This window comes from Marinomonas gallaica (assembly GCF_049821165.1).
Classification (GTDB): Bacteria; Pseudomonadota; Gammaproteobacteria; order Pseudomonadales; family Marinomonadaceae; genus Marinomonas; species Marinomonas gallaica.
The window spans coordinates 3134435-3157136 of the sequence record NZ_CP187511.1; the positions used below are offsets into that span (position 1 = coordinate 3134435).

At 46.7% G+C, this 22702-nt stretch carries 19 protein-coding genes and 1 riboswitch; of the genes, 9 read left to right on the forward strand and 10 right to left on the reverse strand.

What is annotated here, in order from left to right:
* Positions 1-434: 434 nt before the first annotated feature.
* Positions 435-2192 (reverse strand): hypothetical protein, encoded by a 1758-nt coding sequence (locus ACPUEK_RS14775; protein WP_425641214.1) that lies wholly within the window; start codon positions 2190-2192, stop codon positions 435-437.
* Between the two features lie 100 nt (positions 2193-2292).
* Positions 2293-2868 carry a hypothetical protein gene (locus ACPUEK_RS14780; protein WP_425641216.1) on the reverse strand — a complete coding sequence of 192 codons (576 nt, stop codon included), beginning with the start codon at positions 2866-2868 and terminating at the stop codon, positions 2293-2295.
* A 664-nt stretch (positions 2869-3532) separates the two neighbouring features.
* Positions 3533-3631: riboswitch (TPP riboswitch) on the forward strand.
* Positions 3632-3708: 77 nt separating this feature from the next.
* Here ACPUEK_RS14780 and thiD point away from each other — a divergent pair.
* The 7 genes from thiD to thiE are packed head-to-tail and all read left to right on the forward strand — an operon-like array spanning position 3709 to position 9157.
* Positions 3709-4521, forward strand: coding sequence for a bifunctional hydroxymethylpyrimidine kinase/phosphomethylpyrimidine kinase (thiD, locus tag ACPUEK_RS14785; RefSeq protein WP_425641217.1), 813 nt, complete (start codon positions 3709-3711; stop codon positions 4519-4521).
* Positions 4521-5270 (forward strand): ABC transporter ATP-binding protein, encoded by a 750-nt coding sequence (locus ACPUEK_RS14790; RefSeq protein ID WP_425641218.1) that lies wholly within the window; start codon positions 4521-4523, stop codon positions 5268-5270. Before thiD ends, ACPUEK_RS14790 begins: the two co-directional genes overlap by 1 nt.
* Positions 5263-6060, forward strand: coding sequence for an ABC transporter permease (locus ACPUEK_RS14795; RefSeq protein ID WP_425641220.1), 798 nt, complete (start codon positions 5263-5265; stop codon positions 6058-6060). Before ACPUEK_RS14790 ends, ACPUEK_RS14795 begins: the two co-directional genes overlap by 8 nt.
* Positions 6061-6075: 15 nt before the next feature.
* Positions 6076-7026, forward strand: coding sequence for an ABC transporter substrate-binding protein (locus ACPUEK_RS14800; protein WP_425641221.1), 951 nt, complete (start codon positions 6076-6078; stop codon positions 7024-7026).
* 9 nt (positions 7027-7035) lie between these two features.
* Positions 7036-7710 (forward strand): thiaminase II, encoded by a 675-nt coding sequence (gene tenA, locus ACPUEK_RS14805; RefSeq protein WP_425641222.1) that lies wholly within the window; start codon positions 7036-7038, stop codon positions 7708-7710.
* Between the two features lie 3 nt (positions 7711-7713).
* Positions 7714-8505, forward strand: a complete 792-nt coding sequence (gene thiM, locus ACPUEK_RS14810; RefSeq protein ID WP_425641223.1) for a hydroxyethylthiazole kinase — start codon at positions 7714-7716, stop codon at positions 8503-8505.
* 19 nt (positions 8506-8524) lie between these two features.
* A complete protein-coding gene (gene thiE / locus ACPUEK_RS14815; protein ID WP_425641224.1) occupies positions 8525-9157 on the forward strand; it encodes a thiamine phosphate synthase in 633 nt (210 codons plus the stop codon).
* 68 nt (positions 9158-9225) lie between these two features.
* Here the strand turns inward: thiE and ACPUEK_RS14820 are convergent, their stop codons facing one another.
* The 3 genes from ACPUEK_RS14820 to dctP all read right to left on the reverse strand — a co-directional run bounded on the left by ACPUEK_RS14820 (position 9226) and on the right by dctP (position 12118).
* Positions 9226-10524 (reverse strand): TRAP transporter large permease, encoded by a 1299-nt coding sequence (locus ACPUEK_RS14820; RefSeq protein WP_067220658.1) that lies wholly within the window; start codon positions 10522-10524, stop codon positions 9226-9228.
* A 1-nt stretch (position 10525) separates the two neighbouring features.
* Positions 10526-11038, reverse strand: a complete 513-nt coding sequence (locus ACPUEK_RS14825; RefSeq protein WP_067220663.1) for a TRAP transporter small permease — start codon at positions 11036-11038, stop codon at positions 10526-10528.
* A 72-nt stretch (positions 11039-11110) separates the two neighbouring features.
* The gene (dctP, locus tag ACPUEK_RS14830; RefSeq protein ID WP_067220666.1) at positions 11111-12118 is read right to left on the reverse strand and encodes a TRAP transporter substrate-binding protein DctP; all 1008 of its coding nucleotides are present in this window, start codon (positions 12116-12118) and stop codon (positions 11111-11113) included.
* Positions 12119-12851: 733 nt separating this feature from the next.
* Here dctP and ACPUEK_RS14835 point away from each other — a divergent pair.
* Positions 12852-13196 (forward strand): cupin domain-containing protein, encoded by a 345-nt coding sequence (locus tag ACPUEK_RS14835; RefSeq protein WP_067036007.1) that lies wholly within the window; start codon positions 12852-12854, stop codon positions 13194-13196.
* A 299-nt stretch (positions 13197-13495) separates the two neighbouring features.
* Positions 13496-14773 (forward strand): cation:proton antiporter, encoded by a 1278-nt coding sequence (locus tag ACPUEK_RS14840; protein WP_425641225.1) that lies wholly within the window; start codon positions 13496-13498, stop codon positions 14771-14773.
* An 80-nt stretch (positions 14774-14853) separates the two neighbouring features.
* Here the strand turns inward: ACPUEK_RS14840 and ACPUEK_RS14845 are convergent, their stop codons facing one another.
* The 5 genes from ACPUEK_RS14845 to ACPUEK_RS14865 all read right to left on the reverse strand — a co-directional run bounded on the left by ACPUEK_RS14845 (position 14854) and on the right by ACPUEK_RS14865 (position 22692).
* Complete coding sequence (locus ACPUEK_RS14845) at positions 14854-16635, reverse strand: diguanylate cyclase (RefSeq protein ID WP_425641226.1); 1782 nt, start codon at positions 16633-16635, stop codon at positions 14854-14856.
* Positions 16636-16768: 133 nt separating this feature from the next.
* A complete protein-coding gene (locus ACPUEK_RS14850; RefSeq protein WP_425641227.1) occupies positions 16769-18088 on the reverse strand; it encodes a GGDEF domain-containing protein in 1320 nt (439 codons plus the stop codon).
* A gap of 93 nt (positions 18089-18181) precedes the next feature.
* Positions 18182-18784, reverse strand: coding sequence for a flavin reductase family protein (locus tag ACPUEK_RS14855; protein ID WP_425641228.1), 603 nt, complete (start codon positions 18782-18784; stop codon positions 18182-18184).
* 13 nt (positions 18785-18797) lie between these two features.
* Positions 18798-19889, reverse strand: a complete 1092-nt coding sequence (locus tag ACPUEK_RS14860) for an endonuclease/exonuclease/phosphatase family protein (protein WP_425641229.1) — start codon at positions 19887-19889, stop codon at positions 18798-18800.
* A 220-nt stretch (positions 19890-20109) separates the two neighbouring features.
* Complete coding sequence (locus ACPUEK_RS14865) at positions 20110-22692, reverse strand: TRAP transporter permease (RefSeq protein ID WP_067220682.1); 2583 nt, start codon at positions 22690-22692, stop codon at positions 20110-20112.
* Positions 22693-22702: the final 10 nt, after the last annotated feature.

Consider the following 22702-nt stretch of genomic DNA (forward strand, 5'->3'; position numbering starts at 1 on the left):
TTTATTTTTTTTATATCTATTAATAACATTAATTATTGCCAAATACTTTTATACCACCCTAAACTATGGACAAGGAGGATAAGCGTATATTACCTCACTGGACGCATTGTTAACCAAAGTAAACGCGGCAGAATCGACATATCTTTTGCTCCCATTTTACAACGTCTTAATATTCCATCCAAATACTGGATTACTATCGCCATCGAATTTGCCCCCCCCCACGCCGCAGTGGGTACAGAGTTAATCTTATCTAACTACTACCAAAAAGTAGGCTATAAACGGCGACCGAAGATCAGCAAAACGAAACAGCTACTCGCCTACCAAGCTTTCAATCCCCTAATTTGAATGGTAACGCCGCGCTCTACGGCAAATTTGGAGCGCAGCGAAAAATTTGTCCGACAGCAGCTCCTTGTTATAACATCTTGCGAGCCTAATCATTTTTTAGGCTTTTCAAACATCATCTTACCAATCCACCAAATTGACTGCCCAACATTGGAAATCAATTGTTGTCCTTGCCTTAAAAACGAATTTTCAGTGTCAATTCCGGCAAGCTCTAAGGCTTCTCCGATCTTTGAACTTGTCGGGTGCGCATCACCTACTCGCATATCATAAGCACCTACAATTGGCCTAAAGACTTTACGAGCAGTATCATCTCCAACTTTCTGGGATAATATATCTTGCAGTAGTTTGTTTGAGCCAAGTTTGTCCTTATTCGCATGCACTGATAACGCCCGCAAATCTTTTACATTAAGCCGGTCAGAGAAAACGCGTACAATTTCTTTTGCTAGCCTTAGCAATGACGCCTGATCTTTACTTTCGAATCTGGATATTTTCTTTAAGGCTTCTATACGGTCTATATCATGTGAGAAAAGAGAAACACTAAATTCTTGCTTAAATCCATTCTCTAGCATGCTCATTACTTCGAACAGCAACTCCTCTACTGCATGTGTGGATGCGGGTTGAGCCTTCACTTGAGAATCTAATAACTCACTGGAAACCTTGCCCTCTGGGACTGCATTATGTGCGCCCCATAAGTGCTGTTCCCATGAAGGGAGGCGAGCGATGTCATAAGCATAAACGGTAATGAAATCCGCTGAGTTGACTCCAAAGTGAATTCGATAACCAGACGTTGAGTGAATAGAACCTGTTTCGGCAGTATACCATTCAAGTGAGAATCCTCGAAGCCCCAACAGTTCATTTACAACACTTGAACGAAACCACAGCCATCTTCCAACGTCTTCATTGTTTAGCTCAGATGATGCAATGCGATTGCTATCTGTTTCAACTATGAATTGCGGTAGGTTTGTATCAGCATCCCCTCTAACGCGCTTGCTTATGCCTTGGTGTTTAATCCATTCATCCCGCCAAAATTCTCCTTCCACCCGTACACCATCATAACCGGACTTGTTTCCTTCAGACTTTTCATAATCAGTATTTTCGTTTGTTTCCGGCCCCATTAAAGGAGCATCTTCCTCTTCATCTACATCTGTACGCCAAGCACGAAACATTGCCCAGCTACCACCAAATACATCATTCAAATTGCGAATTAGCAGTTCATATCGGCCGTCATTCCTCTCTTCTTGGTGGTCCTCCAGGCCAGCGTATTCGCTATTTTCAAGTGTTGGTACGTTTTCCACTCTTTGCCGATAGTACGATAGCTTTAGAGATAAATTTCTAGCTGCTAAATAGTCCAGAAGAAACTCTCTCTTTATTTCGATCAGCCGCTGCTGCCCTTTGTCATCTAGAACTTCCCGAGCTACTACTATAAAATTTTCTTCTGGCCTTACCCAGTTATTCCCCTCTTTTATAAGCCGAAGTGCTACAACCAAGTCAGGATTTAATACCCATAAAGTTCCGCCAACGATAGGTTGAGGATGTTCAAATACAAGATGAATTCCAATTGGTTCTTTGTCATTCCATTGGTACTGTTCAATTGTAGAATAATAACCATCTTCGTAGGCGTGAGGTTTGGTAGTACACCCAATACCAATATCACTCCAGCCAGCTTTCTCAGCTATTTGTCTGTGCTCTGGAGGAAATGCTACAGAACCGCAACCAAAGTACTCGACAACATGCCCTGTATATTTACAATCACCTTCTTCATCGTTAATGGATGCTCTCAAAGGCACCCAAGTTGACTTTGAAAAAGTCCGGCGTGTTTCTTTCTTTTGAAGAATCCAATCTTGATTCATTAATCGTCATTTCCCTTGGGCATAACGCCACCAACAAAGGCCGAGCGACAGCGAGGTACCGCCCATGCGTATTTTGAATGGGCAATTGTGCTTGGCTTTGTTAAGCAATTTCTGGCACATAGCTCTTATATAACTCTGCTTTTGATTCTAATTCAGTCATGAAAGGCACCAACACTAAGTTTTTAAACCCTGTGTCATTGATTTTCTTTAGAAAATTAAAAGCCCTGCGCTCTGGATTAGCCAACGCTTCAATTTCTTGAGGAGTAAAAACAAATTGCGCTGAATATGCTGGATATGGATAGACAACTGCCAATTTACTCATCAGCCCCGCCTCACAAGCCAGAATTTCTTTTGTGTTTGAAGAAAATACTTCTTCTGTTTGCTCAGGAGACAAGCAGTAAGCGATATAATCGATCTTGTGAAATTTATGAAGATCACTACTTTCATCGTGATGAGCGCCTAAGGCCCCCGGATCATATCGCCCAAATAAATCTTTACCGCTTACTTTTAGAGCAACACAGTCTCTCGACAAATCGTTACCACGATCGTTATCTGAGGCGATTCTAGCGGCCTCACTTTTCCCATAGCCCATGATCATCCATATTTTGCTGTCAATTCTAAATAGATCGGCATAATAAATAGAATCCGCAAATTCACTTTTTTCAAAATCTAGCATTGATACCTCCTTGTTAACAATTAAGGGTTATACGGCAGCGTAGCTGCGGCTATAACCCACTGTTGAACGGCTGCGTTGTCTATATAGGGGATTTGCTTTTTTCATGGTAGGACGTCCCTGTAAAATAACTTGCTTAATACCAAAGTCTGTTTGGACTATTCCGCATCAGATCGTCTTTGATCACCGCTATATTGGTTCTTAATGTACCCTTTTGTAGCGTGATTTAACCAGAGAGGCAAGCGCTTCCCTCAGGCCTTTTGACCTGATCCGTTTTATGCATCAACCTCACTAAGCGCTAATGCTAACTGCCATTGTCCCATGGCAGCATGACGCGAAGCCGTTCTGTCACTTTGCTATCAGAGACGTCGCCAAGATAAGTAACAGTATTTTAGGGAATAAATAACCTGATTCAGCTCTCATAAGATGATTCTGTCTTGAAAAGAAACTTTATGCGTTGGATTCGCGCTGACGGTCGCGAAGCGACATTGCGCAAGCGAATTGAATGCATGAATTCTCTCTTCCACAAACATTGAAGCGAAGCGGGGTGGGTGGCTGATGAAGTGGCGTTTGGTTTGCAGGGCTGTTCCCTCGCAGAGCGAGGTCCGACAAATATCGTATGTTGATGATTGTCTAGTGTCCTTGCGAAAGAGCTGGTAGTATCTTTTGCATATAGTCGGGGGGCAGAAATGCTGAGATCGCTGAAGCGAGACCCGTTGAACCTGATTCAGTTAATACTGGCGTAGGGAACTATAGGTAGTGATCTTGAATCCGTTTGACGCCCGTCACTCGTGATCTTCTCCAGCTCTCATACCTGTTCCTTTACACCGTAGAGGAACAAACATGAGCACACCTATTACACTTAGCATCGCCGGTTCCGACAGTGGCGGCGGCGCGGGCATCCAAGCCGATATTAAAGCCATTTCTGCGACAGGTGGTTATGCCTGCACCGTCATTACTGCGACTACTGCACAGAACACCCTCGGCGTCACCGATGTCCACCCTATTCCGCTCGCGCACATCAAAGCGCAACTTGATGCAGTGTTTACTGATCTCAATATTCAAGCCGTGAAAATTGGCATGTTGGCCGACTCTGACATCATCAAAGTGGTGGCTAAGAAGTTGCGCCAATACCAGCCTAAGCACGTAGTGCTTGATCCTGTGATGGTGGCGACCAGTGGCGATAGGCTGTTGCAAGACAGCGCCATTGAAACGCTTAAAACTGAGCTACTGCCGTGGGTGACGGTCATCACTCCGAATCTGCCTGAAGCCGCGGCACTGTTAGGCTGCGGCACCCCCACGAACCAAGAAGCCGCACTCGCTTTAATTCCAGCGTTAAAATTACTGCCGACCGCAGCGGTGTTACTCAAGGGTGGGCATTTAGCCGATACGGCAGAAAGCGTTGACTGGCTGATTACTCAAGAACAACTGATTTCTTACGCCAGTCCTCGAATTAAAACGAAAAACACCCATGGCACGGGCTGTACATTGTCGTCTGCGCTGGCCTCGTTTTTAGCTCAAGGCTTTGAATTACCCAGCGCGACTCAACAAGCAAAAGAGTACATCAGCCAAGCCATTGCCCACGCGGATCAGCTAGACATTGGTCAAGGCCATGGTCCGGTTCATCACTTCTACTCGTTTGCACAGCGTTCATAATGACAGACGCCTTTGCTATTAGAATTCAGCATGCACGGCTGGCCTATGGACACACTTCTGAGCCTGTATTACAGGATTTAAGTCTTACGTTTCGCGCTAATCAGTGGACCTGTTTACTTGGCCGTAGCGGTTGTGGCAAAACGTCGGTGCTGCGTAAACTGGCTGGATTGTTAGAAGATGCGCATTGGCAAGGCGATATTCTTACCTGTGACGGTCAGCCATTAGCGGGCCGTATCGCTTACATGGCACAGCAGGATTTACTGTTGCCATGGTTAAGCGTGCTAGACAACGTATGCGTAGTTTATCGTTTAAAAGGCCAGCCCGTGACAGAAGCCATACGTCAACAAGGACTGCGCTTGCTAGAGCAAGTCGATATGGCCGATAAGGCTCAAGCGTTGCCGCAAACTCTGTCAGGCGGTATGCGCCAACGTGCCGCCTTGGCACGTACCCTGATGCAAGACCAGCCTGTAGTGTTAATGGACGAGCCATTTTCGGCGCTTGATGCGGTGACGCGTCATAAGCTGCAAACGCTGTCGTTTGAGTTACTGAAACATAAAACCGTCGTACTGGTGACGCACGATCCGCAAGAAGCGGTGCGCCTTGGTCATCAGCTTTATGTATTTGAAGGCAACCCCGCCAGCGCCCGTCCCCTACCACCTTTATCAAGCCAGCCGCCACGACGATTAGACTCAGACACGGCGCAGCTGCAAGAGCAGATACTAGAGCGGCTGGAGGTTGACCATGCATAATGTCTTGGCACAGCCACTTTCTCCAATCGGCTCACGACGCATCTCGTGGCTGAAAAAAGCACTGCAAGTGCTCATTTCAATTTCTGTTTTAGTCGTACTTTGGCAAGGGGCGATTACGATTTGGGATTTGCCAAGCTTTATCTTACCCACTCCTTTGTCGGTCTTTGACGTGCTGACCGAGCGCTATACCATTTTGTTTAAACATACTTGGGTAACGGCGCAAGAAATATTAATCGGCTTGCTGCTCGGTGTGTCTATCGGTTTATTCTTTGCCTTGCAAATGTTGCTGTTTGCGCCGGTTAGACGCTGGTTGCTGCCTATTTTAATCGCCAGCCAAGCCATTCCAGTGTTTGCCATCGCGCCCATTTTGATGCTCTGGCTGGATTATGGTATTGCCTCAAAAGTCGCCATGGCCGCCATTATTATCTTTTTCCCTGTGACGACTTGCTGCTATGACGGGTTACGCAGTACACCGCAAGGTTATTTGGATTTGGCGCACACCTTAGGTGCCAATCGTTGGCGGCGTCTTTGGCATGTTCAGTTGCCTGCCGCGTTACCCGCACTGGGTTCGGGATTACGCGTTGCCGTGGTCATCGCGCCCATCGGTGCGGTGGTGGGTGAATGGGTCGGCTCCAGTGCTGGACTGGGCTACCTCATGCTGCAAGCCAATGCGCGAATGATGATCGATGAGATGTTCGCCGCACTGTTTATTTTGTCTCTCTTTTCGGTCGCGCTGTACTTTAGCGTCGACTGGCTCCTCAAAAAACTCATTCCCTGGCACGCACAATAAGGACAGCACTATTTTATGAAAACACTACTTCGCATCACCGCTTCATCGGCCATGGCCGCGTCTATGGTTAGCCCAAGCTTCGCCGCTGATCACGAGCTGTCTCTGATGCTGGACTGGTTCGTGAACCCAAATCATGGCCCAATCGTGATCGCACATGAAAAAGGGTACTTTGCGGAACAAGGCCTTGAGGTCACTATCCAAGAGCCGGCTGATCCTAGTATGCCACCTAAGCTTGTTGCCGCTGGCAAAGTCGACATGGCCATTTCGTATCAGCCAACGCTCACCATTGATGTTGCAGCGGGCCTGCCTTTGATACGTTCGGGCACTCTTGTTGCAACCCCCCTGAATACACTGATTGTAATGGACAAAAGTGGCATTGAGTCGCCTGCTGATTTAAATGGCAAAAAAATCGGTATTTCGATTGCGGGTACTGAAGAAGCGACAGTGGGAACCATGCTTAAACACCACGGCGTTGCTTACGATAAGGTCGAAATTATCAATGTGGGCTGGTCTCTGTCAGCCTCTTTAGCCTCAGGCAAGGTCGATGCTATTTGGGGCGGGCTACGTAACTTTGAAAGCAATCAACTGGAATTGGAAGGCTACCAAGCGACGGCGTTTTACCCAGAAGAGCACGGTGTGCCAAGTTACGATGAATTAATATTCGTTGCCAACAGTAAAACCTACGATAAAGCCGCGATCAAAGCCTTCAACAGCGCGATTGAAAAAGCCACGACGTACATTGTGAACCATCCTGATGCCGCGTGGAATGAGTTTGTGTCCTACTCGCCAGACACGTTGGACAATGAGTTAAATGCTATGGCATGGGAAGACTCTTTAACACGCTTCGCGCTGCGCCCAGCAGCGGTGGATTTGGCGCGTTACGATCATTACGCTCAATTTATGTTTGATCACGGCATTATTAAAACGCTGCCGAAAGCCGCTGATTACAACCCAATTATCAACTAGGAGACTGACATGGAATATCAAGATTTGGTTGATGCTTGCTCGGACGAGTGGCAAGCCTACATCGAGCACGACTTTGTCCTGCAAATCGCGGATGGAAGTCTGGACGAGCGTTGCTTTTTACATTATCTCAAGCAAGATTTCCTATTCCTAAAGCATTACGTGCGTGCTTATGCATTGGCCATTTACAAAGCCGATAACCTAGAAGACATGCGTCGCGCCCTACCCAGTGTGCAAGCTCTGCTCGACACTGAGATCGCCCATCATGTGGCATACTGCAAAAAATGGGGCATTAGCGAAGTCGAAATGGAGCAAGAAGACGAAGCCTTTGGCACGGTCGCCTATACTCGCTTTGTTTTGGATGCGGGCATGAGTGGTGACTTGGTCAGCCTTTATGCGGCACTCGCACCTTGTTCAATTGGTTACGCTGCGATTGGCAACCAACGTATGCAATCACCTGACACTAAGCTCGATGGCAATCCATTCCGTTCTTGGTTAGACCTATACGCCAGCGAAGACTTCCAAAGCCATGTCGCCCAAGGCGCACAGCACTTTAATAGCCTATTGGCGGACATTGAATTAAACAGCAAACAAGGCCAACGACTCGTCGAGACCTTCCGTACCGCGACACGTATGGAGATTGCTTTCTGGCAGCAAGGCTTTGACCACATCAAGCAAGAGGGCTAATGCATGACACCTGAACTGATCGCGCAAGCACTAACGTCATTGCGTCAACAAAAGCCGTTGGTCGTCAACATCACCAACTACGTGGTCATGAACAACACTGCAAATGCCTTACTGGCCATTGGTGCATCGCCTATCATGGCCCACTCCCGAGAGGAAATGGCAGACATGATGGCGTTTGCGGGCGCCTTGGTCATCAACATCGGTACGCTCGATAAAGTCTGGGTGGAACGCATGGCCTTTGCTATTGAACAAGCCAATGCCAATCAAACGCCAGTCATTTTAGACCCAGTCGGTTGTGGTGCGACGGCGTTTCGTACCGCAACGTCACGAAGCTTTGCTGCACTGGCTGAGCGTTTGATCATTCGTGGCAACGCGTCGGAAATCATTGCTCTGGCTGGAGATGCGTCGCAGGGCAAAGGGGTGGACGCGCAAGACAGCAGTCAAGCGGCGTTAAGTGCCGCGAAAGCCTTGGTCGATGAGCACCAGGCAAATGTCGTGGTTTCTGGCGCGGTGGATTACATTGTGACCAAAGACAGTGTGTTCTCTTTAAGCAATGGTCATTCTATGATGCCTCAAGTGACCGGTACCGGTTGCTCTTTGTCAGCCTTAACAGGCGCGTTTGCCGCCATTGGCGAGACGACCGGCCTAGCGGCGGCTGCGGTCATGGGTGTTGCTGGAGAAATTGCCGGACAGGAGGCGAAAGGCCCCGGCAGCTTGCAAACGGCATTGCTTGATGCCTTGTTTGCACTCGACGATGACACCCTACTCGCGCGCTTGAAATTAGCGCAATTATAATCCGGCAATAGGAGCCTGCATGTCACCTTACACCCTGTATCTTGTCACCGATGAAAACCTCGATTTAACATCGCTCATGCACGTTGTCGAACAGGCGGTTGCCGGCGGTGTCACCATGGTTCAACTGCGTGAAAAGCATCATGACGTGCAGGCCTTTATTAAACGTGCGTTGGCCATCAAGCCTTTGTTGGCCGACCACAATGTTCCTTTAATCATTAATGATCGTGTCGACGTCGCATTAGCCGTCGATGCGGATGGCGTTCATCTAGGGCAAAGTGATATGCCAGCGACCATCGCTCGTCAACTGCTCGGCCCCGACAAATTGCTTGGGCTGTCAGTGGAAAGCTGGGCACAACTGGATGAAGCGAAACATCTGCCGATTGACTACATTGGACTCAGCGCGATTTACCCAACGCCGACTAAAACAAATACTCAGTACCACTGGGGGTTGGATGGCCTGATGCGAGCACTGAAAGAGTATCAAAAACCAATCGTTGCCATTGGTGGCATTCGACCAGATAACCTAGCCGAGATCGCGAGTACCGGCGTTCATGGCATAGCTCTTGTTTCGGCGATTTGTACATCGGATGACCCTAAGCAAGCCGCGCAATCACTACTAGACTGTATTCAACGTGCTCGACACCCTTCATAAATGAAAAGGTGTCGAACAAAAAAGGCCAGCCGTATTGCTGGCCTTTTAATTAACATGAATAACCCTGATTAAACAAAGCCAAGCCAACGCGGCAAGAACAAGGACAATTCAGGTACAAAGGTCGTGATTAGCATTACCGGAATGCCCACAAAACCCATTAACGCCAAAGCCGGCATCACTGTTCGATGGATCGACACTTGACCAATACGGCACGCCATATAAAGAATCGGCGCGACTGGCGGGCTGTTCGCCCCGATCACCACAGAACAAGCCACGATTGAAGCAAAATGCACAGGATGCACACCACTTTCAACCATCAGTGGCATAAACAAAGGTGCCACGACAACCGTTACTGATACGTCATCCATGATCATCCCTGCAATGATCAAAAAGATATTCACTGCAATCAAGATCATTAGTGGATTTTCAATCATGCTGCCAACGAGCTGCGTCAGGTCCTGAGGTATACGTTCCATCGCCAAAATACGACCGATCATAAAGCTAAACAGTAAAATCAAGATCACCGTACCGGTTGTTTCCGCGGCAGACACCACACTTCGACTGAACGTAGGAATCGTCAGATCTTTATAGATAAAGAAACCGATCAACATGGCCGCAAACACAGCGACGGCTGCCGCTTCTGTCGGTGTAAAAATACCACCATAGATACCACCCAAAATAATAATGGGCAGCGACAATGCTGGGAAAGCACGAATGGCCGCGCGGCCTTTGCTCGGCGCTTTGTCCATACCAGCGGAAGCCGCAACATTGATTTCATCAAAGAAGCGACCCACACTAAAACGGTTCGCGGCAATCAAACCAATAATCAGCAACAATGCTGGCCCAACCGAGGCTGCAAAGCATGCCGCCACAGACTGACGCGTCACCACGGCAAACAGAATCATTGTGATTGAAGGTGGTATCAGAATGCCCAATAAAGAGGAGATTCCCAACAGCGCAGACGAGTAACCTCGTGGATAACCGCGCTGCTCCAATGGCCCAATCATAATAGTACCGATCGAAGCAACCGCCGCGGTTGCTGTGCCGGCGATGGCACCAAAGATGCCAGAAGCCACCACCATAGACGCGCCCATGCCCCCTCGGCGCTTACCGATCATCACTTCAATAAAGTCTACTAGACGCTTAGCAATACCACCGCTTTGCATCAAGTACCCCGTCAATACGAATAAAGGCAGAGCGATCAAAATAACAGAATCAAGTGAGCGGTAACCTTGCATCATCAACGTATTCAGGTTGGCGTCGTAAGCGTATACCAAAAATGCCAATACACCGGCAAATGACCACGCAACAGGCACACCAATGATCATGAATAACAACAGAAGGCCAATTGCTATAAAACCGTCCATACTACTGACCCTCTTTCTTTAAACGACGAGCACCCGCAACCGAGCAAATAAAGTCACGTAATGCATAACAGGTACAACCCACAGCGGCGAGCATAATGGAAGCCTGTGGTAACCACAGTGGAATCCCCATACCCGGAGACGTTTGCGGGCGGCGTACACCCCATGCCAACATCCGGTAAGCCAACACAATGAAAAATACACAAATAACAAACGTGATCAGTGAAATCAGCGCTTTATGCATCAATTTCATGCGTTCATCGCTGATTTTTAGCTCAATAAAATCGACTACCAAATGCTGATTTCGGCGGCTAGCAATCAAGCCTCCCAACATATATAGCCACATGCCAAATAGCATGATGAGCTCAAGCAGACCGACTATGGACCAGCCGAATACGTAACGCGCCAACACCAAGAACAACATTAAACCAACAACCAACAAACTCGACACAAAGGCCGCAGCTTCCAGTAACCAGCCAACACGCTTGTCTAATCCAGAAAAAAACTTACTTATCATGGTTTCTCCAGCGTAAGAAAAAAACCAGCCCGCTAGCGGGCTGGTCTAAAAGGAGGTACTTCAATGTAAAACTTATAACGGTGAAGCGTTTTCGCGAATCACATCCATGATTTCAGAACCGATCTCATCATCCATTAGCGGCCAAACTTGCTCACGTGCAGCCTTGGCAAACTCGCGAATTTGCTCATCAGAAGGCTCGAAATATTCCATGCCAGCTTTTTGCGCTTCGGCAATGTAATGATCATCTTGCTCTTTTGCTGCTTTAAATTGATCGTTCATGATTTCATTCGCGGCTTCTTGAACAATTTTTTGCTCTTCTTCACTCATGCTTTCCCATGAATCAGAGTTCATAGACAGCACACCTGTCATAAAGAAATGCTTGGTTTGTACAAAGTAATCCAATGAATCGCGGAAGTACTCGTAATCCCAGTAGATAACGTTGCCAGCTTCACCGTCTACCACACCTGTTTGCAAGGCCGTGTACACTTCACCCCAGTCGATTGCAGCCGTTTGGTAACCCAATGCTTGCATCGTTTGAGGCGCAGGGAATACGGTCATGGTACGAACTTTAAGGCCTTCAGCGTCTTCAATATTCAGAGCGTATTTGCCTCGAGAACCAACACCATTGAACCCTTCTGGCCAAGGTCCGAAGAATTTCAAACCGATGTCTTGGTAAACACCACCCAACATATTATTAACCCAGCCACCTGGACTGTATGCTTTCAGCGCTTCATCCCAAGAAAGCGTCATGTATGGTGTATAAATAACACCAATGCGCTTATCGTATGACGTCATGGGCCAGTTCAACATCACATCAACATCGCCTGCAACGTGAAGATCAAACACTTCTTGTTGACCACCTAATTCATTCTGGTAATAAACACGCGCTTCAATTTCACCATCTGATTTCTGCTCAATTAGCTCACCCCATTTTTTCAGCGCGTCCCCCGCTGGTGAACCTGCTGTGCCAGAATCCGTCGCTAAACGCAGTGTCAGCGCATCCGCACTAGCACTCATCAAACAAGCCGTAGCAACGGCTGTTGAAACCAACGTTTTCAGTTTTGTCTGGATGCCTTTCATGTCATTTGTTCCTTTTTTTATTGAATACGAGCAACCTAAGCTGTCGCGTTAAGCGGTATTAATCATTGCTTTAGACACGTCTGCCTTAATCAAATCAATGCCACCAATTTTTATTGGAGCGGTCATACACCCTGTAAGAGCGACCGTGTTACACAATGCTTACATAATACCTATATTAAATATTACTAATACCTAATAAGCGACACTTTAGCACTATTAAACAGTCATAAACGACAATCCCTGAACACCTACTCCGCCTCGTCTATTTTTATTGTTAGCACGGTTTTTTATTGGAAATAGTGACATTTATCAACATTTTTATAGGTTTAGCATTTCAAATAATCATCAATCGTGCTTGATTCAACCAATCAAAATCACTCTAACCTGTCGCTTATGGTTAACTATTTTAGCGACATTATGATGCTAGTCATTGCGCACGGACAAAACGACAACAAAGTTACCCAATAGCGACAGCTATAAATTTACTGATCGTTATGGCGGTTTATTTTTATGATGAAAGACAGAATGTGCAGGCTTAATCTTATAAACCTGACCGCTTTTAAGACCTCTAATGCAAAACGAAACGGCTTTTTATGGCGTCACAGAGAAAAAACGGAATGCATCATATTGAGCATAACGACATAATTTCGCAGGAATGCGTCGGGCTAGGACAACCCTTGCGTTGATGAGCGCACTACAATGCTAGTTCTCTTAATTTAATCATGGAACTTACATGTCTGATTTCATCACTGTAATGCGCGAAACGTGCCCAACACCTGTTGTTGATGCAACGAAATGGAAACGCATCGAAGGCGAACCACACACTGTTAACCTAAATGCTTACCTATCTGAAGATGGTAGCAAGATCATGGGTACGTGGATCTGTACTCCTGGTAAATTTGAAGTGGAATACGACAAATGGGAATTCTGCCACTTCCTTGAAGGTTACTGCATTATCACGCCTGAAGGCGAAGAGCCGAAGCACCTTAAAGGCGGCGATGTATTTGTTATCGAACCAGGCATGAAAGGCACTTGGGAAGTGGTTGAGACAGTACGTAAGTATTTCGTATTCGCTTAATCGCCCCATTAAACAGCACTGCCTAGCAGTGCTGTTTCCTTCCGCCCTATAGATCTACCCGCCCATTTCTTTGATTTAATTCAAACCTTACCTAGCTAGCATTATTTTTACTTATTTAGCCAGATTAAGCGTATTTTTAGGATTCACCCATTCGGTCGAAACTTTTTCACAGGAGAGGCATATACTATGCGCCGTTCTCGTGTTTAAAACTAAGCGTCGACAGCATGCTGCCAACCTAGCCATTCAAACTCTGCAATTGAGGGCGTTTAGTTGTAAACATGCTTACCCTTGGGACTCTTATGAACGCTTGGTACTTCCTCTGTCTATTATCTGTTGTCGCGATTTTAATCGCCTTCAGTAATCAATATGTCTTAAAACTCCAAACCACCATCGCCATTACCACAGGTTCGGTTGTGATATCCCTTCTTTTGATGGGCTTCACTCAGTTTTATGACAATAGCTTTACCGAATCCATTACTACCTCTGTTGCCAGCTTGAATTTTAATATGCTGCTGTTAAACGGTATGCTCGGCTTTCTGCTCTTTGCCGGAGCCTTAGAGATCGATTTAAAACTGCTGAAAAATCAACGCTGGGAAATCGCCATCATGGCGCTCTTTTCAACGCTGATTTCGACGTTTATTGTCGGCGGTTTATGCTATTTCACATTCCATCTATTAGGCTGGGAGCTGCCCTTTATATACTGCTTGCTATTTGGTGCCTTAATTAGTCCGACTGACCCCATTGCAGTATTAGCCATTATTAAAAAGATGAATGCACCCGAGAAAATATCCGTGCAAGTTGAAGGCGAATCCCTATTCAACGACGGTATAGGCCTGGTGGTTTTCACTACTATTTTCGCAGTGGCTTTCTCTGGTGAAACCGCAACGATGTCTGGTGTAGCAGAGCTGTTTTTAGTCGATGCGGTGGGCGGTGTGCTATTTGGCTTAGTCATGGCCTTGATCGCTCACTGGTTGATTCGTACCAGTCATGACACCAGCATTGAATTACTGATTACCTTGTGTATCCCTACGGCGGGTTATGCACTGGCCAACGTCATTGGCATTTCCGGCCCGTTAGCGATGGTGGTAAGCGGTATATTCATTGGTAACGTCACGCACAGCAAAGGCTTCTCGGAAGCAAGCCAAACGACGATGAGCCACTTTTGGCACACCATTGATGCGTTCTTAAACTCATTGCTGTTTATCTTGATAGGCTTGCTGCTGGTGGTTTTGCCCGTTACATGGGCAGAGGTAGGCTTAGGTATTTTGATGATACCGGCGGTCTTGCTTGCACGCTTTATCAGCGTTGGCTCCGTGTACAAGCTTTTTCGCAGGTTCCGCGAGTACGATCCGCATTCAGTCAAAATTCTAACTTGGGGCGGCTTACGTGGCGGGTTAGCATTGGCCATGGCCGCATCTATCCCGCAGGGCCAATTGATGGTTAATGGCGCTGATTACCATACGCTCGTGGTAGTTGTGACCTACATTGTGGTGATCTTTTCAATCATCGTACAAGGCTCTACCATTTCACCGATTATTCAACGAAGCATTGAAGAAGGTGCAAAACAACTGGATTAATCACCCGAAAGGAACGACAGTTCAGTATGTAAATCCATACAAGAACGATGCTTTAAGTAAGGCTTAATACGATTTAAGCCTTACTGGGCCATGTTGAAGACCATGACTCGATTTCGACCCGCTGTTTTTGCCTGATACAACGCGGTATCAGCTCGTTTAAACAATTGATCAATGCCAATTGAGCCTTCCTCACCCTCGCAACATTGCGCTAAACCGGCAGAAATCGTGATCTTTACGTGATCCTGATTCGGCGTAGTAACCATTAATCCGCTAACCGCTATACGCAAACACTCTGCTATATCAAAAGCTTCTTGCTTTCCAATATGCGGCAAAATAACAGCAAACTCTTCTCCGCCAATACGCCCCACCAAACCTGTATCATCTAGTGTTTTCGTCATTGTTTGCGCTACTTTTTTGAGTACTAAATCGCCTATTTCATGCCCATATTGATCGTTCACATATTTGAAATGATCAATATCCAACATGATCATGCTGAAGTAGCCGCTAACACTCAGTAACTCTTTAAGCACTTTGCTAGCATATTCAAAAAAGTAACGGCGGTTAGCAAGCCCTGTCAAATCATCATAATATGCTTTACGCTCAAGCTCATCGCGAGACTGTCTATTTTCGATGGCGACACTCGCTAAATTGCTTGCGAAAGAAATTAAATCAATATCATCTTGTGTAGGATATGTGGCGTAGGGATGGTAAATGGCAAACGTACCCAATACCTCACCAGAAGAAGACAGGATGGGATCAGACCAGCAAGCCGCTAGATTCGCACGGGCAGCAAGCGCTTCAAAGCCGCGCCAATATTCATGCTCACTGATATCCGCAACGATCACTCTTTCTTTTAGGTAGGATGCAGTCCCACAGGAGCCAACTGAAGGTCCAATCTTTAAGCCATCAATGGCTTTTGTATAAAATTCAGGAAGGTCGGGAGCGGCAGCGCTACGAAGTTTATTATGTTCATCGAGCAGTAACACACTGCAAATAGAGTCCTTGGATTCAGATTGCACTTGAAATACAATTTTTTCCAGAATGCTAGCAAGAGATTGCCCCTTAGCAATCATTTCCAACATTTCGCGGTGCGCTGACAATCTATTTTGGATCTGCCAGTAACTGGTCATATCGCTGTAATTAACCAGACGCTTTTTACCTACGGAAGTCGCACTAATCAACACATTGCGTACAGAGCCATCTTTACAGGTAACCTCGACAGGCTGCACCTGTGTTTCTGTATCACCTCGTTTCCTCTGGACAACCTGCTCTTGCCAAAGTAAACGGTTTCTTTGGCGATAGGCTTCATCGGGAAAAGCTTTTTCGAACCATTGCCCTAGATTCGGTATGTCTGCTTGCTTGTAACCAAACAGCGCTTCAAAAGCAGCATTAATATATTCTATATTATCGTTTTCAGCATTGGACCACCCCATTGGTGTGGGCAATGCATCTAAAATGGTCTGCAGATGAAATGGCGATTCAAGTTGAATATCATTCTGGCTGTTTTTTCGAGCCAGAAGCTCTTTTTCAACCATGACTTGCAATACATCGACAATGCCTGCACGCACAGTATTGACGACCGTAGGCACGGACAAAGGGAGAGTAGACTCGCCTACTTTAAAAGATCGACCATCTAGAGACAAAACAACCGGAAGACAGTCATCAATATGGACGACAAACTGAAAGCAAAACGAGGCGTCGTAATTTGATGAACCCGCAACTATGAATTGCTCATTTTGTTCCGAGATCCAAACAGAAACACCTGAAGCAGATTGAAAACGACTTAGCACATTGCGCAGCGCATCAATATCTAACACATGAGTGATGGCGAACTTTTGATCACACGTCGTAGGCTGCAACATTATGCTAAAGTCACCTCATATTTATCTTTACTCTTTTTCTAGCATAAAGGAGTGAAGATAAAATAACCGTTACTTTTTATTAATATTCGCCAATATTCCGTAAAATTATGTGTTGTGGCCCAGCGCGCTTGAACTAAACGCTTTCCGGTGCGACTCGTACTCCGCACTTACCTGCGTGCTTGATCGTATACATGGCATGATCAGCGGCTTGAATAATATCGTCTAGAGACTGCTGTTCTGAGTGATGGAAAGCCACACCAATACTGGCACTCACGGTAATCTGGCAACACTTAGAAACTTCAATAGGCTGATGAATCAAGCCTAATAGTTTTTCTGCCATATCGGTAGCGATAGCGCGATCTTTGCTATCCGACAACCATATTAAGAATTCATCGCCACCCAAGCGGACTGCCTGACCCACCCCTTCAGAAGCCTGACTAAGTCGCTGCGCTATTTGCGTCAGTACTCGGTTACCTGTCTCATGACCGCAGTTATCGTTCACGTCTTTAAAGCCATCTAAATCAATATATAAAATCGCCAAGCTTAACTGCTGCTTTGATGAATAGGCCATTAAGCGCTGCTCTTGATCCATCAAATAACGTAAGGAAGGAATGCCGGTTACGGCATCATAGTGGGCTAATTTGCGCAACTCTTCCTGTGCGTTTTGCGCCACCTCTAACGCTTTATGCAAAGGCGTGACATCGTATTCAGACATCAATAATAAAAAATCGCCCGACAATGGGTGTCGTGTCATGCGAATATCTAAGTTGTGAATACGCTCTCCATGAGAAGTCTTAACCTGACATGTCCACTCCCCTCCTTTACACTCTATTGCTTGCGCTAATATCGCTTCACCTTCCGCTGGGTTAACAAATCGAGCACTGAAAAAAGACTGGGCAGTAGGTAAATCGGTACGTGAGATGTGCCTATAGGCTTCAGTGGCTTCTGGATTTTCAACAACCGGCGCACCATCAAAACTAAAACTGGTGACCGCCACATTGGTATAACGCATGGCTTCTACTAGCAATAGGTTTTCTGGTGTTTCCCCGAGGTTTACCTCTTCGTTAATAAACGCAATGATGCCACGATGTTTCTCTGGACCAAGCAAAACCGCACGGTGGCGCATATAAAGAGTTTTAGGCTTGCCGTTTGGATACGTCGTCCATGGATCAATGGTGAGGCCATTTTGTACCGCTAGCTCAAAAGTTTGAGCAGTACGGTCTTTTGCGCCTTGAGTATCACCAGACAAGTCTTTATTAATCAGCTCATCCACATGGCTTAAGCCCCAAAACTTTACCGCGGCAGAGTTACCCCACCACCAGCCATGCTTATCCAAATCAAAGAACCACACAACATCAGGAATAAGCTCATATAAAGCCACTTCTGAGTGATCTTTGATATGAACTAGATGCTCGTAAGATGGATTGGCATTTAACGACTTATCGTCCGACATGAAAAGCCCCTTTAAATCAATGCATTCATTGCCTTCGATAATAACCATAACAGTAATGGTTAGCCATGCTAACGATTCAATGAAAATAGCGCTTTATGGACGAGAAAGCGCTTTTAAATCTTTTGTGTAACTGTAGAAATCGCCACCCATCTTGCCGACACTGTCCAACGCCGGCTGCGCAATGCTTCCCTCTTGGTAAAGATCATCTGCCACAAAGACCGAGACCACATCCAGTAACACCATGCTACCCGCGCCCGCGTGTTCACCAATACGTATCACATCACGAAGACGACACTCATAACGCACTGGTGTATCCACCACCGACAATGGCGCAACAACCTGGCTGGCCACAGATTCGATATTAGCGAAATCAAACTCACTCTGCTCAGGTGTCAGACTCGCGCACGATTGGTTCATCTTTTCAAGAGAGGCCGTATTGACTATGTGCACCACACATTCATGGTTATGCAAAAGGTTTCTAAGCGTATCTTTATCGTCACCAGTACGAGGGTTAACTTGGGTGTAGCTCAGTACTGGCGGGGTCACGCTGACTACGGTGAAAAAAGAGTACGGTGCAATATTATGAACCCCCTCTTCTGACACCGTGCTGATCCAAGCAATCGGTCGCGGCGTTACGCCACCGACAAGCAAGTGGTACATATCAGGTGTCGATAAGGTTTCCGTTGCTATATTCACAATCAATCATCCTTTAACAAGTTTTGCCCGGCTCAGGCACATCACTTTTGCTGACGCTTTCTTCCCGTGCCATGTTTTTCGCTAACTGCTCATCGTCATGATCCCCTGCCACGGCCTCTTGGCCAACACCGGCACTGGGCGTTAACGCCAAACGCGTCAATAAAGGAAAATGATCTGAACCAATTGAAGGCATACGCTCAATATGGCTTAAGGTGAAGTGCTTACTGTGAAACACATGATCCAACGGCCAACGCAAAAAGGGATAATCGGCATGAAAAGTACAATAAATTCCGCGGCCAACCCTTGGGTCCAGTAAGCCACTCACTTTACGGAATAATCGCGTTGTTCTAGACCATGCGACATCGTTCAAATCACCCGTCACAATTACTGGCATGTCACAATCTGCGACACTGCGCGCAACAATAGCGATTTCGGCATCGCGTTCACCAGACTCTTCGTTTTCAGTTGGGCTTGGTGGGGCAGGATGAAGAAAATGCACTCGGATGACACTGCCATCCTTCATAGCCATCGTTGTATGTACAGAAGGCACATCGTCTTCTACCAGAAAGCTCAGTGAGGTATCACCCAAAGGAAAACGAGAGTAGACATGCATGCCATACAGATTATCAAGCGGACACTTTACGGTGTACGGTAGACTTGATTCGATAATGCTTAGTTGGCTCTCCCACCACTTGTCCGATTCCAATGTCACCAGCACATCAGGCTTATGCAATTGCACCAGCTCCACCAGCTTATGAGCCTGACGATTCGGCGTTAGCACATTAGCAGTTAACAGCGTAATCAATCGCTCTGGTTTAACTTCATGAGCGTTTTTCACTTCTCTTGGAAATAACGCCGTATAAGGCAATACCCACCAAAGCTGAATGGCCAAACAGCTTATTGTCATCACGATTAAGGCCCAAGAAATGGGATCATCCCATGGTAGCACTATCCATTGAACCGTTAATAACACAGCCGCCAAGACGGCAAACTGTAAACGTGGGAAATCACAACTTCGAACCGTCCAGTGGGAGATTCGACACATGGGTAAGAACGTCACAAAACTAATCAGTGCCGTCATAACAGTCAAAATAATCAAGGTCATTGGGTCTCGGCTAACCATAAAGCAATATAAGTTAGGGACAACGCTATCATGACCGGCACAAAAAATCTGATCGGATTATAAAAGAACATAGTTCATTCAAATTTCATGACCTAATAAGAAATGACTGACCTCTTCTCATCAGCACTTTTGATTGTAAAACCGCATAAAAAAGCCGGAGCAATGCTCCGGCTATTCCCAAACGAAAACCTGAGGCTTGGTATTATTCAACTAAACGCTTTTTCTGGCGTCGAATAATCCAAAGCACTAACAGGAATGCCGGAATAAAAAACCATTCTTTTGCAGGTCGCTCATTGGCCACATCAAAGCCCGAAATTTCCCAATCGAAATCCAGCTTCATTTGTTCGGCCACGCCACCCCATGCAAGATTATCGATGTACACCTGACCATCTTCGTCACGCACCTCTAGGCCGGCACCATCGAATAGGCGATCACTTGCTGAGCCCGTTTGAGTCAACGGCAAATCAACGGTTTTCTCGATCCAACGGCCATCTAAGTTTTCACCTTCAACCGATAAACGCACGCTTTCTAGCGTTGGATGCTCATCAATGTATTGAGTTAACTCTGAACCTTGGTAATGCTCATACGGCGCGATTACCTGATCCAACCAAAACCCCGGACGGAACAATGTAAAAGCAACCAAGAGTAACACCGCGCTTTCCCAACGCTTACTGCGAACAAAGAAGTAACCTTGCGTCGCCGCCGCGAAGATCAACATCGCCGACAGCGCGACAATAAAGACGATCACCCCTTGATACCACGTCACGTCAATCAACAATAAGTCCGTATTGAAGATAAACAGGAAGGGCAACAATGCCGTACGCATTGAATAGAAGAATGCAGTAAAGCCCGTTTTAATTGGATCCCCACCTGAGACCGCAGCCGCCGCGAACGACGCTAAGCCCACCGGTGGCGTCACATCGGCCATAATGCCGAAATAAAACACGAACATATGGATGGCAATCATTGGCACAATGAGACCCGACTGCGCGCCCAGCTCCACGACAACGCTCGCCATCAGCGACGACACCACAATATAGTTGGCTGTAGTAGGCAAGCCCATGCCTAAAATTAGTGAGATCAACGCCACCATCAGTAGCATGATGATAAGCACGCCACCGGACAACAGCTCGACAAATTCGGCCATTACCTGACCCACACCGGTTAACGTCACTGTGCCGACAATAATGCCTGCTGTCGCTGTCGCCACACCGATGCCGATCATATTTCGCGCACCCGTGTTCAAACCTTCAATCAGGTCCCAAGCCCCCTGCTTAAACTGCTGACCAATGCCCTGCTGCTGACGAAACCAAGCTTTCAGTGGCTTTTGGGTTAACAAGATAAACGCCATCAATATACTGGCCCAAAAGGCGGATAGACCAGGAGACTTTCGCTCGACCATCAAGAACCACACCAGTACGACCAATGGCACTAAGTAGTACAAGCCGGTGCGATAGATGTCTGCAAACACAGGCAACTTAACGATTTCGCCATTGGCATCGCCCATGTCTAAATCTTTATTTTTCGCCGAAATAAAGAGCAACCCTAAATAGCCTACGACCACAAGCAACAGTAAGCCGATATTGGACCAATCCCCCAAGACAAACTTGATTGCCAACACTAAGTAGTACAACGCGCCAGCCAAGATCATCATGCTCGATAAAATAATACCGGAGCGCAGAATGGCAATTTTCCAAGGACGTGCAGGCGTTACGCGTGGCAAACCGCGCATATCCGCTTTTAGCGCCTCAAGATGGACGATGTACAGCAACGCAATGTATGAAATAGTGGCCGGTAGGAATGCATGCTTAACCACTTCAATGTACGAAATGCCCACATACTCCACCATCAAGAACGCTACGGCGCCCATGACTGGTGGCATAATGACGCCGTTTACCGAAGACGACACTTCGACAGCACCAGCCTTCTCTGGACTAAAGCCCACTTTCTTCATCAACGGAATGGTAAAGGTACCCGTGGTCACCACATTGGCAATCGAGGAGCCTGAAATCAATCCTGTCATCGCCGACGACAAAACCGCCGCTTTGGCCGGACCACCACGCATGTGCCCTAACAAGGCAAACGCCACTTGAATAAAATAGTTACCCGCGCCAGCTTGGTTTAACAGAGCGCCAAACAAAACAAATAAGAATACAAAACCCGAAGAAACGCCTAGGGCAATCCCGAACACCCCTTCTGTTGTCAGCCACATGTGCGTCATGGCTTTTTCAAATGAGGCGCCTTTCCAGCGTAAAATTTCTGGCAACCAAGACGCGTCACCAAAAAACACATAGGCCAAGAACACAATGGCCACCATCATTAGCGGTGGTCCAAGAGAACGACGCGCGGCTTCAAGCGTCAACAGCAAGCCAATGCCCGCAACGACTAAATCCGTAGTAGTGGGAAGGCCCGGGCGCATAGCCAGCTCATCGTTGAACAGAAATAAATACGATGCACAAAAGGCCGCAATGAGCGCCAATGCATAATCAATAATGGGGATATGTTTTGTTGGACTGCGACTAAACGCCGGAAATGCCATAAACGCCAAACTCACGGCAAAGGCTAAATGCAGCGCGCGCGACTGAGTGTCATTAATAAAACCAAAACCAAACTGGGACGGTAATGGCGAGCCAATCCATAATTGAAACAAAGACCAGCACAACGGTACGAGGAACAACAAGCCCAACGCAAAACGACCGGTCGGTGAGCGTTTGCCCGTATCGGCTTCGGCCACCATCTCATCTAATTTGTTGGTATCTAAACCGGTGGATGATTGTGTCGACATAGAAAATTCC

What these genes read in the sequence shown, in the direction of transcription:
- ACPUEK_RS14790 (WP_425641218.1), top strand. Translation starts at nt 4,521, where the DNA reads ATGACAGACGCCTTTGCTATTAGAATTCAGCATGCACGGCTGGCCTAT.
- ACPUEK_RS14780 (WP_425641216.1), bottom strand. Translation starts at nt 2,868, where the DNA reads ATGCTAGATTTTGAAAAAAGTGAATTTGCGGATTCTATTTATTATGCC.
- ACPUEK_RS14795 (WP_425641220.1), top strand. Translation starts at nt 5,263, where the DNA reads ATGCATAATGTCTTGGCACAGCCACTTTCTCCAATCGGCTCACGACGC.
- thiE (WP_425641224.1), top strand. Translation starts at nt 8,525, where the DNA reads ATGTCACCTTACACCCTGTATCTTGTCACCGATGAAAACCTCGATTTA.
- ACPUEK_RS14845 (WP_425641226.1), bottom strand. Translation starts at nt 16,635, where the DNA reads ATGTTGCAGCCTACGACGTGTGATCAAAAGTTCGCCATCACTCATGTG.
- ACPUEK_RS14860 (WP_425641229.1), bottom strand. Translation starts at nt 19,889, where the DNA reads ATGACCTTGATTATTTTGACTGTTATGACGGCACTGATTAGTTTTGTG.
- thiD (WP_425641217.1), top strand. Translation starts at nt 3,709, where the DNA reads ATGAGCACACCTATTACACTTAGCATCGCCGGTTCCGACAGTGGCGGC.
- thiM (WP_425641223.1), top strand. Translation starts at nt 7,714, where the DNA reads ATGACACCTGAACTGATCGCGCAAGCACTAACGTCATTGCGTCAACAA.
- ACPUEK_RS14850 (WP_425641227.1), bottom strand. Translation starts at nt 18,088, where the DNA reads ATGTCGGACGATAAGTCGTTAAATGCCAATCCATCTTACGAGCATCTA.
- ACPUEK_RS14800 (WP_425641221.1), top strand. Translation starts at nt 6,076, where the DNA reads ATGAAAACACTACTTCGCATCACCGCTTCATCGGCCATGGCCGCGTCT.
- tenA (WP_425641222.1), top strand. Translation starts at nt 7,036, where the DNA reads ATGGAATATCAAGATTTGGTTGATGCTTGCTCGGACGAGTGGCAAGCC.
- ACPUEK_RS14825 (WP_067220663.1), bottom strand. Translation starts at nt 11,038, where the DNA reads ATGATAAGTAAGTTTTTTTCTGGATTAGACAAGCGTGTTGGCTGGTTA.
- ACPUEK_RS14865 (WP_067220682.1), bottom strand. Translation starts at nt 22,692, where the DNA reads ATGTCGACACAATCATCCACCGGTTTAGATACCAACAAATTAGATGAG.
- ACPUEK_RS14835 (WP_067036007.1), top strand. Translation starts at nt 12,852, where the DNA reads ATGTCTGATTTCATCACTGTAATGCGCGAAACGTGCCCAACACCTGTT.
- ACPUEK_RS14840 (WP_425641225.1), top strand. Translation starts at nt 13,496, where the DNA reads ATGAACGCTTGGTACTTCCTCTGTCTATTATCTGTTGTCGCGATTTTA.
- dctP (WP_067220666.1), bottom strand. Translation starts at nt 12,118, where the DNA reads ATGAAAGGCATCCAGACAAAACTGAAAACGTTGGTTTCAACAGCCGTT.
- ACPUEK_RS14820 (WP_067220658.1), bottom strand. Translation starts at nt 10,524, where the DNA reads ATGGACGGTTTTATAGCAATTGGCCTTCTGTTGTTATTCATGATCATT.
- ACPUEK_RS14775 (WP_425641214.1), bottom strand. Translation starts at nt 2,192, where the DNA reads ATGAATCAAGATTGGATTCTTCAAAAGAAAGAAACACGCCGGACTTTT.